The organism is Chitinophaga alhagiae (assembly GCF_003568665.1).
Taxonomy (GTDB): Bacteria; Bacteroidota; Bacteroidia; order Chitinophagales; family Chitinophagaceae; genus Chitinophaga; species Chitinophaga alhagiae.
Genome location: NZ_QXMH01000001.1, coordinates 866,613 through 880,776 on the forward strand (window position 1 = coordinate 866,613; position 14,164 = coordinate 880,776).

The following is a 14,164-nucleotide window of genomic DNA, read 5'->3' on the forward strand; positions in this document are numbered from 1 at the left end:
CCACTGTTGTGGCGGCCCTCAGCTTCTTTTCAGCAAATACCGATGAGGCCGGGGTTTGCTCAACGCCGGCAGCGAATCCAGCGAGCGCTCCCACTGCCGGCGGATCTGTGCTTCTTTGGGTTTGGTGTCCAGGTAAGTGATGAACATCTTTTTCACATAGTCCGAATCCGGTTTATGGGCATGCGCCGTATCGTAAAAGCGGCGTACGGTTTCCAGGTTTTCGTTGCCCGGCAGGGTGTTGATATAGCGGTGTTCAATGAGACGGATCGCCCTGAGCCGGGCTTCCAGCTGCCAGCGTTTCTGCAGCAGGGCCTGTACTTTCAGGGCTTGCTGGTATTGCGGCAACTGTGGCATGGTGGCCAGGTTGACCCCTCTTTCCAGTTCTCCGGAAAAGAAACGGCCAATTTCCACATCATCTATGGTCAGCACATAATTACCCGGCACCAGGTAGTTGAATTTTACGATCTCGCGGTTGAGGTTGTCTGCAAAAGGCACCAGTTCCGTTGCCTTTAACTGGTCTTCCCGCACGGGGAACGGCAGGGCTTTCTCAAGCGCCGTGAACTCTATCTGCCCGTCTTTACGGGTAAAACCCGAAATAGTGCATTGCTGGCTTTTGGCCTGGCTGCTTTTTGCGTTGCGGTCTGCCACTATATTGGCTACCGTGGCCGGCGCCTTAATGGTTTTCAGGAATTCCCAGGCCATCAGCAAATGCCCCACCCCGCCCGGGTGTACCCGGTCTTTCCCGATCAATGTGGCCGTACTGTCTTTCGCCTGCACTTCTGCATTCAGTTTGGTGAGCATGCCCCAGTAATCCACTACCAGCAGACTGTCGCGCCCGGCAAACTCCCTGGCGTAACCGGCGCATATTTTCAGCGCGTCATTAACGCCATAGAGGTTGTTGCCGGCCATTTTTGACGTCTGGTCATAAATGGAGGGCGTTTGCAATACAACGCGGATATTTTTTGCGAGAAAAATGCGAACAATGCTGTCAAGGTTCCTGCGGTAAGCGGTCAGCGCTGCCTGCTGTTTTTCGCGGATGCCGGCTTCGTTCTTCCTTCTGGCGTCATAGAGCGGACGGTTCACATCATTCATGCCGATCATGATCACCGCCCAGGTGGGGTGGTGTACCAGGATGTCTTGGTCCATGCGCCGCAGGATGCCGGAGGTCACATCCCCGGAAATACCGCAGTTGAAGAACTGCACGCCCAGGTGAGGATAACGGGTGCTGTAATACAGCTGCACGTTGTGCCAATAGTCGCCGTTGTGTGTAATGCTGTTGCCAACAAAACATACACGGTCTCCCTTTTTAAAGAACTGGGCGGTGGATGAGAGGCTGCAGAAAAGACAGCAGAGAAAAAACAGATAGCGCATCCCTAAAAATAGCAAATGAACCGGAAAAACTAACCCGGCAGCCGGAACGCGCTGCGGGAGCGAAGCAAAAAAAAATGCGCATCGGGGAATGCGCATTCACTAAAGGGAGCGGGATAACAAACAGTTTAATTATTCAGACTAGCTGTAGCAAAATTAGTGGCCGGCCATCATAATGACACCAGTAGAACCGCTGATTTACAAGAATGCGTGTTTCTACGTACCGACCTTGCGGAGCTGCCTGTTTGGATTTACGCAAACGTTTGCATAACTTGGAGGTCTAAAATTCCATCATTTCACGTTATGAAAACTAGCTCATTCCTCCAGGGCATGGCAGTAGCCGCCATGTTGCTGTTTGCCGGAGACGTCCGTGCCCAGTCCGGAGCCCTCTCCAAATTCCCGAAAGGCGCCACGCCACAGGAAATTGGCCAGCGCATCGCCAACAGGTTTGTGGCCTCTCCTCATCCGAATTTTGGCCGCCCTAGGCCGCCCAGGGTCATCACCTACCCTGAAACCTGTGCCTGGTACGGCTCGCTGACCTTTGCCAAAGAAAGCGGGAACAAAACGCTGCTTCAGCAACTGGCCGCCCGCTTTGAACCGCTGCTGGGCAGCAGGGATACGCTCATTCCCGTGCCTGACCATGTGGATTACACCGTATTCGGCTCCGTACCCCTTGAATTGTACCAGCAAACGAAAGACAGCCGCTACCTGGCCATCGGCAAACGTTTTGCGGACAAACAATGGGGGCCGCCGGAAGGTAAACGGGTTACGGATGATTCCCGCCGCTTCTATGCCAAAGGCTATACCTGGCAAACGCGGTTGTGGATAGACGACATGTTCATGATCACCGCCGTACAGTCTCAGGCTACCCGCGCCACCGGGGACCGGTCTTATATAGACAAGGCCGCCAATGAAATGGTGTTTTACCTGGACTCCCTGCAAAAACCCAACGGGCTCTTTTACCACGCCCCCAATGCTCCCTTCTTCTGGGGCCGCGGCAACGGCTGGATGGCGGCCGGCATGAGCGAGCTGCTGCGTTCGGTACCCAAAGACAATCCCAACCGTTCCCGCATCCTGAAAGCCTACCAGGCCATGATGGCCAGCCTGCTTAAATACCAGGCGGAAGACGGCATGTGGCGCCAGTTGATAGACGATCCCCGATCATGGCCCGAAACTTCCTGTACGGGCATGTTCACCTACGCCATGATCACCGGCGTGAAAAACGGCTGGCTGGACAAAAAGGTGTATGGCCCCGCCGCCAGAAAGGCCTGGCTGAAGCTGATCACCTACATCAATGAAGACGGAGACATCAGCGATGTTTGTGAAGGCACCAATATGAAAAATGACCATCAGTATTACCTTGACAGAAAGCGACTTACTGGTGACATGCATGGGCAGGCGCCGCTATTATGGTGCGCTACCGCCCTGTTGAGAAAATAAAGCGGTTGGACTATCAAAATAGTATCAGAATTGATACTCTCTCCTTGCACGCATACATGCTCTTGCTATAGCGAAGGCCGTGGGCAGGCATGGTAAAGAGCAGACTAAAGCAGCCAAGAGAGAGGGTTTAGAGCTACCAAAAAAACGCTTTGGAACAGGGTATGCAATCGGATAAAAGCCACTTTCTGATAGTAAATTATCAAATACAAAGGGGCTGATCCAAAAAATGATCAGCCCCTTTTATATTCTTCTTATGAATTATTTTTCAACCACTTCTATGCAGTAGGTAGCACAACGCCAGATAGCCTCGTACGGCTTGCCGTTGTGGTCTCCCGCTTTTTTCTCCGTTTTGGCTACTTCCACCATGTAACGGCCGGGCCAGAGGGGCGTGAAAGACGTGGTGCCGGTGCTGTCTGTATACAGTTTTTTGATCCAGCCATTGGGCGCCACCACTTCTACTTCGCTGGATTTGGCGGGTGCCTGTTCTGCCAGTACCCCCAGGTTGATGCTTTCATTCACCTTGTAGGTCTGCCGTACAGCGGCTTCCACTTTCAGCGGGTTGGCATTGGCGGAACCGGCCGCGCCGGGGTTGCCGCCTACCACAACGGCAGCGCTGGCATGATAGTCCAGGCGGCTGCCATGATACAGGTCTTTTACGGAATGGATCATTACCACGGTATACACGCCGTCCGTTTCAGGCGTAAAAAATGCTTTATAATGATCTGTTCCGGGGGCGGAAGTAAGCGGGATGATTTTTTTGTCAGGGGTAATAACAGAGAGCTTGTAAGATTTGGTATCGGAAAACCATTTGTCCAGCGGGGAAATGTCCTTGTCAGCAAATTCGCCCCAGAACACCCTTACTTCCTGCGGTTGTCCTTTCTTGCCGCTAGGGCTCGTTTCTATCCAGAGGGCGTGGGCGGATACGCGGAGGCCTGCCAATACCAGCAACACCGCCATAATCATCGATCTGTAGTGCATCTTTTTTCCGGTAAAAGTAGCGGCCTGCGGCAGGGCAGGCAACTCCAATCGGAAATTTGATTTACGCAATTGGGAAAAACAGCGGCTGGCCTGCTATTTGCAGCAGAATGGGGAATATTGCATAATTTAGTGAGAATGATGTACGTTATATACATCCAGTTATAAATCGATCTTACATGAAACGGTTCCTGATATTCCTGTTATTTGCCCTGCCGTTGGCCGCCGGCGCCCAAACGCTGTCTGAATCTGCGGTGGAAGATATTTCTGAAAAAATGGCCGCAAAGTTCCAGCTCCGTAACGACCCGGCGCTGGTGTTCGTGACCGAGCAAATGAGCAGGTCAGGCTCCGGGGGACTGGAAGTAGATAAAACCATGATGGAACTGGGGAAAGACCCCGCCGCCCTGGACGCGGCGCTGAAGTTCCTGTACCAGTACAGCGACTGTAACCGCCAGACCCTGATCGCCAACCTCCGCGGTATGGACGTGAAATCGGGCAACGTGTTCCCGCTCGCTACCTACATCGTCAATAAGAACAAGACAGAGGCCAAAACCTTGCAGGACGAAAAAGCCGAGTTGCTGCGCATAGGCGCCATCCCGGCCGTTACCTCCGTAATGGTGGCCCCGCCCGCCAATCAGCCGGGCGTGGTGGCCAACGCTACCGCAGAAACACCCGCAGGCGCCGCCCAGCCGGCTGCGGCCGCCGCTGGCAGCACCGCCGCCGCAGCACCAGTAGAAGATACCCGCAACTGGGAAGTACGCAGCGTATTTGCCATGACCAGGCCAGACGACCTGCAGACCCTGTACGGCAAAGAGAACGTGGAGCTTCGTGACGCTACCGACCTGGACGGCAACTATACCGGCAAGGCCTGGTACGTATACCCGGACACGGAAAACGAAATGCAGGTGATCTTCAATGCAGACTCGTCCAAAACCATCACTTTCACCCATGAGCGCTCCAAGTGGAAATCTCCCTTCGGCATCAAACCCGGAGACCCGATTGACAAAGTGAACAAGGTAAATGCCCGTGCTTTCAGGGTGAACGGCTTTGAATGGACCAACGGCGGCATTGTAGACAGCTGGGAAGGCGGCGCCATGGACAAAAAAGGCGTACAGATCCTCTTCCGCGCCATTAACAGCGGAGATCCCAAACTGTATGACCAGTTCACGGGCGAAAAGAAATTCCGCTCAGACAACAGCGGGCTGAAAAAGCTCAATGTGGTGGTAGATAAAGTAGTGTTCAAAACTTACCAGTAAAACATCTTTTGATCTTTTCCGGGACCCGTCGCAGCACATGCGCCGGGTTTTTCATTGCCCGTAAAACCGTTTTATACAGGATTCCCTATTTTCGGGCCATGGAAGTAACGGGAAACAGGTTCTACCGGCTGCTTGTGAAAATAGGCCGGTACAGAACAAAATATACGTCACACCGCAATTTTCTCATCCTCCTCAGTTTTATTGTAGGCGTAATGGCGGCCCTGGCCGCTGTTTTGCTGAAGATAACCGTACAGTTCTTCGAGCACCGGGTAGATGCGATGAATAACTGGCTGGACAGTAACTGGCTGTCTGCCACATTACCCCTTATCGGTACCGGCATTTCGCTGCTGCTGCTGACCCGCTTTTTCCGCAACAGGCTGAGCCGGGGCGTGGGTTTCATCATCAACAGCATCATTACCAACAAGGGCCGCATTGAGAAGCGGCATACCTACGGCCATATCCTCACCAGTACCATTACCGTGGCCTTTGGCGGCAGCGTGGGGCTGGAGGCCCCCATTGTGGCCACCGGCGCGGCCATCGGTTCCAATACCGGTCACGATCTTCGCCTTTCCGGCAAAGACACGGTGCTGCTGCTTGCCTGCGGCACCGCCAGCGGTATTGCCGCTGTTTTCAACAGCCCCGTGGCAGGGATCATTTTTGTACTGGAGATCTTCCTGCTGGATTTTAGCATCCCCTTTTTCATTCCCCTGCTGATCTCCACGGCTACCGCCACCGTTATTTCACAGCTGATCTACCCTGGCAAGTTCATTTTTGTGGCCAGTGAAAGCTGGAGCGTACCCGCCATCCCCTTTTATATCCTGCTGGGCATTTTTTGCGGCCTGGTATCTGTATACATTACCCGCTCGGTAGATTATATTGAAGGATACTTTGAAAAAAAGACCATGAACTGGAAGACCTGGCTGCTGGCCGGCGTGCCGCTGTGCCTGCTCATCTTTCTGCTGCCGGGGCTGTATGGAGAGGGTTACTCCACCATCACCAGCCTCCTGGGCGGAGATTACACCAGCCTTACCGCCCACTCCCTGCTGCAGCAATACAGCAGCTATTCCTGGGCAATCATTTTAATGACGGTGTTGTTGCTGGTATTCAAGGTGATATGTTCCTGCCTTACTATCAGCGCGGGCGGCAACGGGGGTATCTTTGCCCCGTCTATGGTCACCGGCGGGCTTACGGGGTTCCTCTTTGCCTACCTCGTCAATCTCTCCGGCATCTACCACCTCAATACGCCCAACTTTATTATTACGGCCATGGCCGGCGTACTGGCAGGCGTTATGCATGCCCCGCTCACCGCTATATTTCTGCTGGCGGAGATATCGGGCGGGTACAAGCTGTTCATCCCGCTCATGATCGTAACGGCTATTTCCTATTTCATTACCCGCAAGTATGTGAAACATTCTGTTTATCATAAGTCCCTGGTAGAAAGAAAGATACTGACAGACCAGAACGATCACGATCATTTCTGATAAAGCGCAAGCCCGGTAGATACCGGGCTTTACTTTTAGCATGAGATATTGTTACAGCGAATTTGGATACGAACTTTCCGACGTAATGATACGGCGGCAGCGTGACCGGAATGTAAAGGGAAGATTATGAAATGGTTAAGGAACAAAAAAACAGGGCCGCATGTCCAGGAATAGACGGCAGCCCTGTTTATCATCTGTTGTTATGGACTGTAAAAATGGGAATTTAGGCCGGCTGGTAAAATCCCCACCTTTAGGTATTTTTTATTCAGGGTTTTTGCAGGTCAGCGTTTCAGGCGCACCGGGCGTACCCATTCCTTGTCCATCTTCTCCGGCAATATATATACGTTACCGTTACGGTCGGAAAAGTACAGTTTTGACACGGAAGGCTGGCGGCCATTCCCGTCTGCCCAGAACGCATAAAACCCTGCATGCGCGTTTACGGGCCGGCGGGGGTAGCTGTGATTGCGGGCACTGTTGCGGGTAAGCTGCTTCGGCTTCCAGTGTTTTCCTTCATCCCTGCTTTCCCACATCACTATTTCCCCGCCGGTGTTATACGCCTGCGGGCCGGAGGCCGTGGGGGCCACCACCCGCCATACGCCGCCTTTCTCTATCATCAGCGAGCCCATATCATAGTTGTTGTCAGAAGCGGTAAACGGCAGGATCTGCCATTGCCCGTTCTTCCAGTGGGCGGTATACCACTGGCGCATGCCGTTAACCGGGCCAGGCGCCGGACCGCGGGAGGTTTCATAAAGTATCACGGGGTTGCCCCCGGCGTCAAAATTCACATCGTTGATATATACGTTCAGGCCTTCAGACGCATAGTCTTTCACCAGCGCCGTTGTATCTCCCGTACGCAGCGGCAGGGTGGCGGGGCGGCCGTTAGCGGTTGTCCATGTACGGCCAAGGTCATTTGTTTGCAGGTAATAGAGGTTGGTGCGGTAATCCAGCCCGGCGCCCTTCTGCACATTGGGGTGGTGGTTGAAGGCACTGCCCACGCGGCGGCCCTGCTGCCCGCTTGTCTGGTAATGGCCCTCTTCCATGTTGGCCAGGTCTTTCCAGGAAGACCAGTGTATGCCGTCTTTACTGGTCATATAGGCAATCACGCGGCAATTCTTTTTCCCATACCGCAGTTGCTGCGTTTCATAGTGGGTAAAAAGGCCCAGGAAACCATCTCCCGGCTGGTAATATACCTGCAGGTAAGAAAAATTATCCATGACCTCCTCTCCCTTGTATGCCTGCACCTTTTCAAAACTGCCAATGTTGTAGGGCTGGCTGCTCCGGTATACAAAAGAAGGACGGGTAACGCCGTGGGAGGTGGAAAACAGCCAGATGTACCCCTTGTCATCTATCTGTATAACGGGGTTGTCATGCGCATCGTCGGTGGCTTTGTCCATCACTACCGTGGGGCGGGACACCATGCCGGTAGCATGGTCAAAACAGCCTACCTCATGCAGCAGCGTTTTGCCGGTGGAGTCTGTACCCCCATAGCAGAAAAAAGTTTTGTTGACCGCAGGCGCATACACCGAAAAGGGGTAGTGGTTAGCGGGATACGTGCCCAGGCCGCCGCCGTATTTAAAGGCGTACTCGTCTTTGGTGGGGCCTATGCTATACCAGAGGCCGCGGTAGCCGGTGTCTGGCTGATTGATAAAGCGGGGCTGCTGTGCGGCGGTGGTTTGTAGCAACAGCAGCAGCATGAACATAACGGGAATTTTCTTCATGGGCCTTAATATAATACAGATTTCCGGTGCTTGCAAACGCGGGTAAAGCTACTGCCGCGGCCACTCCGTTTCAATGCCCTGTGAGCGGATACGTTGCTGGAACTGCGCCAGCAGCGCTTTATCTTCCCGCACCCTGCGGGGCAGCACGTTCTTTTCCAGCGCAAAAGCCGCCAGCATGCCTACGGCTTCCCCAATACCCCACTCCACCGGGTGCAGCCGGTAGCAGCCGTTGGTAATATGCGTAGTACCAATGTTCTTGTTGGCCGGCAGCAGGTTTTCCATACGCACCGGCAGCAATGCTCCCAACGGTATCTGGAAACGCAGGCAATCCAGGTGGAAATAATTGTTACCGGCGCTGCTGGGATGCAGGTCTATGCTATAATGCCCAACACCCACGCTGTCAAAAAACGCCGCGGCCGTATTACCGGTAGCCTGGCCGGTTACCTGCGCGCGGTTGAGGCTGCCCACATGTTCTTCCAGCACGGTGAAAACGGCTTTGATGCGGCGGGACTCGCGGATATAAGGGTATTTGGCCATCCCGTCTTCCGTACCCATGATGTCTTTCCGCAAACGCAGGCCGGGCCAGCCTTTGCCGCCATCGGGGCGCGGCGCTTCTGTTTGCAGCCAGTAGAGCAGGGACAGGTTCAGTTGTTTGGCGCGCTCTACATGCCGGTTAAATTCCTTTTCGCTGACGCCTACCAGGTTGCCCAGCATGTAATCGTTCTGCGGCCAGTTCACAATAGTGATGTCTCCCTTGTAGGTGCCGGGCATAAAGTTTTCCTTGTTGATGATGCGGCGGTAGTTCCAGAGGTTGAGCATGCTGCCGGTTTTGATACCTTCCGGGTGAAAGCCGAGCTGGGTGGGCTTCAGGGTGGTAGGCCGGGGGTAATGCAGCTCCAGCAATTTGCCCGGCCAGGCCGGCGTAACGGCGGGTACATGGTTGCTCCAGAAATTGTACTCCCGTGGCTTTTCTATAACATGGTTTTCGCCCGGCACATAATCCATGGCAAAACAAACGGTGAAAGACTGCTGGTTGCGCGGGTTGGCCGTTTCCTGCGCATGCAGCTCGCCGGTATCTGCCTTTGACTCGGCGCCGGTTACGAACTCGGTGCCGGTCAGGGGCAACAGTTCCCCTGTTTCCGTGGCATCTGCAAAATACGGTGCCGCCAGGGTATATTCCCGCCTGCTGCGCAGGTTCACCACCTGCAGGCTTTGCACACGGTTGCCTGACACGGTTGCCTTCTTTACTTTATGTTCCGGCAGCAGCACCAGCTTGCCGGCGCTGATATAAGCGGCCAGCATGGCTTCCAGCACGGCCACTGCCACTCTTGGCTCGTGGCAGAGGCGAGACACGGCGCCGTCTCCCGGGTTCAGGTAAGGCCGATTCCCGGCAGCTTCGTTGAGGGGATAGTGGCGCATGTAATATTGCCGGATGGCCGTTCTGAAATCGCGGTACAACTGCGTAGCGCCATGCGTTTCAATGGCACTGTGCTCATCAGGCGGTACGCCTTGCTGGCTGAGCTGTCCGCCTATCCAGTCCGTTTCTTCCGTCATGATCACCGTGAGGTTATTGCGCAGGGCTGCCAGTGCGGCCGCGCAGCCGCCCAGTCCCGCCCCGGCCACCACCAGGTCTGCCTGCATCAGGCTGCCTGCCGGTGATGTTGCGTTACCCGCTTCGGGCGCAGGTGAAGACGTAAAACCGGTCAGCGGGGCTGACAATGCGGCGCCGGTGCTCATGGCCATCATGCCTAAAAAATTTCTTCTTTTCATATCGGTATAAATTTCCTCATAAGATCCTTAAAACAAGCAGCCTAAAATAAGCGTAAAATTCCGCAAAGCCGAACTGTCCTTCCAGTTCATCCCGATTGTCATCATAAAATGTCCTTTGCGCCAGTAAAAACAGTAGCCGGAGGTGTTTCTCCATGTCTGATAAGAAAGCGGGGTAACGGATACTTCTCTCTACCTAATAAAAAGGCGGGCGTATCAATGATACGCCCGCCTCTCCCGCGTCCTGGATTACAGCTTCACGCGCCGGGCCAGGAAACCCAGGTATTTGGTATCTTCTTCTACAAACAGGCTTTTGCCGCCCAGGCGGTAGGCTTTCAGCAGGTGCTCCAGCGCCTTGTCTTCCTGCTGCTGCTCCAGCGCTACCTGGCCCAGCCGCATTTGAATGAAGGAATTGATCTTCCCGTCAGGGCAATTGATGGCCTGTTGAAAATATTCCCCCGCCTGCTCAAAATCATCCAGCATAAAATACATGTTACCGATGCTGGAATAGAGCCATGTAGCGGCTTCCCAATCTGTTTTAGGCTCCGGTACCAGTTGCAGCGCTTCTTTGAATTTTTCAGCGGCGGCAGCATATTCTTCATCATCAGCAAAATCGTTACCAGCTTCTGAGATCAGTTCCACCTGCTCGTATATTTCGTCTTTCAGGATTTTTGCGCTCATGTCCAAATGTTTTTTGTTGCGCCCAAAACTAACCTTAATCTTTGATTTCAGAAAATCCGGGCTGTTTGCAACAATACCGGATAAAACGTAACTTAAGCGTATGCAACAAACCAAACGTTATACCCTTGCCTTGTTAGCCTTGCTGGGCTGGTTTGCCGTTATTGCCCAATTCTGCCTGATGATGGTTAACAGCCAGCTCCCTGCCGGGGAAACCATTATACGTTTTTTCAGTTTTTTCACCGTGCAATCCAATATACTGACCGCTGCCGGCTGTACGGCGCTGTTGCTGAAGCCGGGCGGCTTCTTTTCCCGCGCGTCCGTGCAGGCCGCGCTCCTGCTGTACATCCTGATAGTGGCGCTGGTGTACAATGTGATACTCCGTTTCTTATGGGCCCCGCAGGGCATGCAGTGGCTGGTGGATGAGTTGCTGCACGCGGCGGTGCCCCTGCTGTACCTGGCGTACTGGCTGATATTTGCGCCTAAACGGGAGCTGGCCTGGAAACAGGCGCCCTCCTGGCTATTGTACCCGCTGGCCTACATGGTGTTTGTCATTATCCGCGGTGCATTTTCCGGTTTTTATCCTTACCCTTTTATAGATGTGGTACAGCTGGACTATCCCAAAGCCCTGCAAAACGCCGCCCTGATATTGGTGCTCTTCCTGTTTACCGGCGCGTTAATAATGGCCGTTGGCAAGGCATTGGGGAAAAGGCCGCTTTTAAAAAGCAGCCCTGTAAAATTGTAAGCCTTCGGTAGCCAGCTCGTCCGCGCTGCCTGCCAGCGGCCGCCATATGCAGGCTGCCCGCGCCAGTTCCTTAGACGGGGCGCCAAACGTTTCCAGCACAATAGCCCCGGTGTAACCAATGTCTGCCAGCGCCTCCCTGATGCCCGACCAATCCAGGTGGCCCGTACCCGGCGTGCCCCGATCGCTTTCATTGCCCTGAATATGACACAACCTGTCTTTCCCGATTTTGCGGATGGCGGCAGGAATGTTTTTCTCTTCTATGTTGGCATGAAAAGTATCCAGCAATATTTTAATGTGCGGGCTGCCGGTTTCTTCCAGCAGCTCCATGGCCTGGTCTACCGTATTGATCATATCCGTCTCAAAACGGTTGAGCGGCTCCAGGCCAATGATAACACCATGGTCTGCTGCTGCTTTGGCCGCCTCCCGCAGGTTTTCGATACACCATGCGCGCTCCTGTATTTTCTGCTCCGGCGGTACGATCCTTGTTTTACCCACGGCGGAATACACGGGGCCGCCAAACACCGGGCTGCCCATTTGCGCGGCAATGGCCACGCAATCCGTAATATACCGCAGGCCGTTCCTGCGGGTGGAAGCATCTGTAGAGGAAATATCCCGGTCTGGCCCGAAGGCCCCGCTGATGGTGATCTTCAGGTCAAGATCGCGGGCGCGCTGCAGCAGCTCGGGCCAGTTGATCAGTGATGCGTCTTCTACCGCCACTTCTACAATATCATACCCTGCTTCTTTTATTTTGGGCAGCAGGTGAAAATGCGCGGTGGAAAATGGAGATACCCATACAAAGGTGCTGATGCCGAATGTCATGAATGATGTATTTAACAGGAAGCGGGGGCATTGCCGCCCCCGGCTGGAATATACTTATGCTTCAAAATCAGGGATGCTGATGCGTGCGCCGCCTTTCATGGCAGACTCATGCGCGCAGATGCCCGCGCAGGTGTAGTTGGCCGCAATGTGCGCGTCTACCGCGGAATCCCTGCCTTCCACAATGGCCGCCAGGAACTCCTGCACCAGGTGCGGGTGTGAGCCGCCGTGGCCGGCGCCCTGCAGGAAAGACACGTGGTTGGGGTCATCAATTTTTTCGCGGCGCGTGAAGTGGGCAATCTCAGGTATGAGCAGGGCGTCTGTGTCTGGCACTTCTATGCGGGCGGCATTTTCGCCACCGTCAAAGATCACGTGGCTTTCGTCCTGCAGCTGCTCCCATTCGAAAGACATTTTGGTACCGTATACATCATAACTTTCCCTGTACTGGCGCACTACGTCAAACAGCGACCGGGTGGCTTCCGCTACCACGTCGGAGTTTTTGAGCGTAAAAGTGGCCGTTTCCACGGCAAAGGGTGAGCCGTACCGTTTGGCCAGGTCTTCACTAAGCCGGCCCGAGCCGTGGCACACCACGGTTTCCGCCTTGGTGTTATTGATGCGCAACAGCGGCGAAATAGCGTGCGTGCCGTTGAGCATGGGCGGAAAACCTTTCCAGTATTCATCCCACCCTTCCATGCTCATATCCTGTATATGTGAGCCGCGTACAAACTGGATGCGGCCCAGTTGCCCGCTTTCCGCCAGCTGCAGACCGTAGAGAAACTCGCGGGTATACAGCGCGGTTTCCATCATCATGTATACTTTACCGGCCTTTCGTTTGGCTTCCACAATAGCTTTGCAATCTTCCACCGTCATGGCCATGGGAATGGTGCAGGCGGTATGTTTGCCGGCATTGAGGGAGGCCAGCGTCATGCGGGCATGGTCAGGCACAGGGGTTACAATATGGATGGCGTCTACATCTGCGCGCTTGGGTACATCGTCGTAGTTGGTGAACAGCAAATCCTCATCCAGGTTAAAGCGGGCCTTCAGCTCGTCCAGCGTTTTGCGGTTGCGGGTGCAGATACCCACTTTTTTGATAGCCGGGTGCTGCTGGTAAATGGGAATAAATTCCTTGCCAAAGCCCATGCCTACAATAACTACAGTGATCTGTTTCATGTACGAATGCTTATTAAGATGATTAAAAATTATTTTTTCGCCACCCACTTTACAGCGTTCCGTAAAATGGTGCGGTACTCCGGCAGCTCGTGCGCCGCCGCATCGTGCCCGAGAGCAAAACCTACAATACGCGCTTGGGGGTTCCGCACCACAAACAGGCTGGGATAGGTTTGCCCGGAAGCATCCGGGCCGGTGGTAGCCAGTACCCTGATGCCGGGGCCGTTGGTATCTTCCTTGTAGTAGTACAATTCGTCTTTCAGGGTAAATTTTGCCGGCAGGCCTTTGGTGACGGGGTGCTTCCGGTTATTCACCATTACGCTGAACTCGCCGTATTTCTCGTGCCCGCGGCTGCCGCCGCTTACCAGCTTGAAGTTGTACATAGGCCAGTCCTGCCAGTTGTACCAGATGGCCGCATGCGCCAGCACCAGGCCTTTACCCTGTTCCACAAAATCAAAGATGGCCTTGCGTGTGGCTGAATCGCTGATAGGCTGGTTATTACAGAGGAACAGTACATCTGTTTGCGGCAGGTGCTGCAGAATGGTAGAGGGGTCTTGCGTGTAGGTCACGGTGGCCAGGCCGTCTTTTTCGAGCGTGGCCGCATCTTCCTGCCCGTACCAGCGTTCAAAATTGTGCGAGCCGCCACCGCCCACCATCAGCACGCGGATGCTCCCTGATTGTGCAAAAGTGTGCAGGCCGGCAATTAACGCCACGGCGCAGCAAATCATACATCGGATAAACATTTTCATATCT

The 14,164-nt window shown here is 54.1% G+C and carries 12 protein-coding genes; 4 read left to right on the forward strand and 8 right to left on the reverse strand.

Going from position 1 to position 14,164, the window contains the following annotated elements; all coding sequences use genetic code 11:
* Positions 1-18: 18 nt before the first annotated feature.
* Complete coding sequence (locus D3A97_RS03380; RefSeq protein WP_157986331.1) at positions 19-1,371, reverse strand: SGNH/GDSL hydrolase family protein; 1,353 nt, start codon at positions 1,369-1,371, stop codon at positions 19-21.
* Positions 1,372-1,671: 300 nt separating this feature from the next.
* Here D3A97_RS03380 and D3A97_RS03385 point away from each other — a divergent pair, with 300 nt between their 5' ends.
* On the forward strand, positions 1,672-2,808 hold the full coding sequence (locus D3A97_RS03385; protein WP_119076637.1) for a glycoside hydrolase family 88/105 protein: 1,137 nt from the start codon (positions 1,672-1,674) through the stop codon (positions 2,806-2,808).
* A gap of 258 nt (positions 2,809-3,066) precedes the next feature.
* On the opposite strand, the gene D3A97_RS03390 is transcribed toward D3A97_RS03385, so the two are convergent.
* On the reverse strand, positions 3,067-3,786 hold the full coding sequence (locus tag D3A97_RS03390) for a DUF4198 domain-containing protein (protein WP_119078409.1): 720 nt from the start codon (positions 3,784-3,786) through the stop codon (positions 3,067-3,069).
* Between the two features lie 176 nt (positions 3,787-3,962).
* On the opposite strand from D3A97_RS03390, the gene D3A97_RS03395 reads away from it, so the two are divergent.
* Both D3A97_RS03395 and D3A97_RS03400 read left to right on the forward strand, forming a co-directional pair.
* On the forward strand, positions 3,963-5,039 hold the full coding sequence (locus tag D3A97_RS03395; RefSeq protein WP_119076639.1) for a hypothetical protein: 1,077 nt from the start codon (positions 3,963-3,965) through the stop codon (positions 5,037-5,039).
* 98 nt (positions 5,040-5,137) lie between these two features.
* Entirely contained in the window at positions 5,138-6,520 is a 1,383-nt protein-coding gene (locus D3A97_RS03400; protein WP_119076641.1) for a chloride channel protein, read from the forward strand.
* A gap of 281 nt (positions 6,521-6,801) precedes the next feature.
* On the opposite strand, the gene D3A97_RS03405 is transcribed toward D3A97_RS03400, so the two are convergent.
* The 3 genes from D3A97_RS03405 to D3A97_RS03415 form a co-directional block, all read right to left on the reverse strand.
* A complete protein-coding gene (locus D3A97_RS03405) occupies positions 6,802-8,238 on the reverse strand; it encodes a BNR-4 repeat-containing protein (RefSeq protein WP_119076643.1) in 1,437 nt (478 codons plus the stop codon).
* A gap of 48 nt (positions 8,239-8,286) precedes the next feature.
* Positions 8,287-10,008 (reverse strand): FAD-dependent oxidoreductase, encoded by a 1,722-nt coding sequence (locus D3A97_RS03410; protein ID WP_119076645.1) that lies wholly within the window; start codon positions 10,006-10,008, stop codon positions 8,287-8,289.
* Positions 10,009-10,254: 246 nt separating this feature from the next.
* Positions 10,255-10,686 (reverse strand): tetratricopeptide repeat protein, encoded by a 432-nt coding sequence (locus D3A97_RS03415; protein ID WP_119076647.1) that lies wholly within the window; start codon positions 10,684-10,686, stop codon positions 10,255-10,257.
* A 100-nt stretch (positions 10,687-10,786) separates the two neighbouring features.
* On the opposite strand from D3A97_RS03415, the gene D3A97_RS03420 reads away from it, so the two are divergent.
* Complete coding sequence (locus D3A97_RS03420) at positions 10,787-11,428, forward strand: Pr6Pr family membrane protein (RefSeq protein WP_198673848.1); 642 nt, start codon at positions 10,787-10,789, stop codon at positions 11,426-11,428.
* On the opposite strand, the gene D3A97_RS03425 is transcribed toward D3A97_RS03420, so the two are convergent.
* The 3 genes from D3A97_RS03425 to D3A97_RS03435 are packed head-to-tail and all read right to left on the reverse strand — an operon-like array spanning position 11,402 to position 14,160.
* Complete coding sequence (locus D3A97_RS03425; protein WP_119076649.1) at positions 11,402-12,247, reverse strand: sugar phosphate isomerase/epimerase family protein; 846 nt, start codon at positions 12,245-12,247, stop codon at positions 11,402-11,404. The genes D3A97_RS03420 and D3A97_RS03425 overlap by 27 nt on opposite strands.
* Positions 12,248-12,301: 54 nt before the next feature.
* On the reverse strand, positions 12,302-13,414 hold the full coding sequence (locus tag D3A97_RS03430; RefSeq protein WP_119076651.1) for a Gfo/Idh/MocA family protein: 1,113 nt from the start codon (positions 13,412-13,414) through the stop codon (positions 12,302-12,304).
* A gap of 29 nt (positions 13,415-13,443) precedes the next feature.
* Positions 13,444-14,160, reverse strand: coding sequence for a ThuA domain-containing protein (locus tag D3A97_RS03435; RefSeq protein WP_119076653.1), 717 nt, complete (start codon positions 14,158-14,160; stop codon positions 13,444-13,446).
* Positions 14,161-14,164 lie beyond the last annotated feature (4 nt).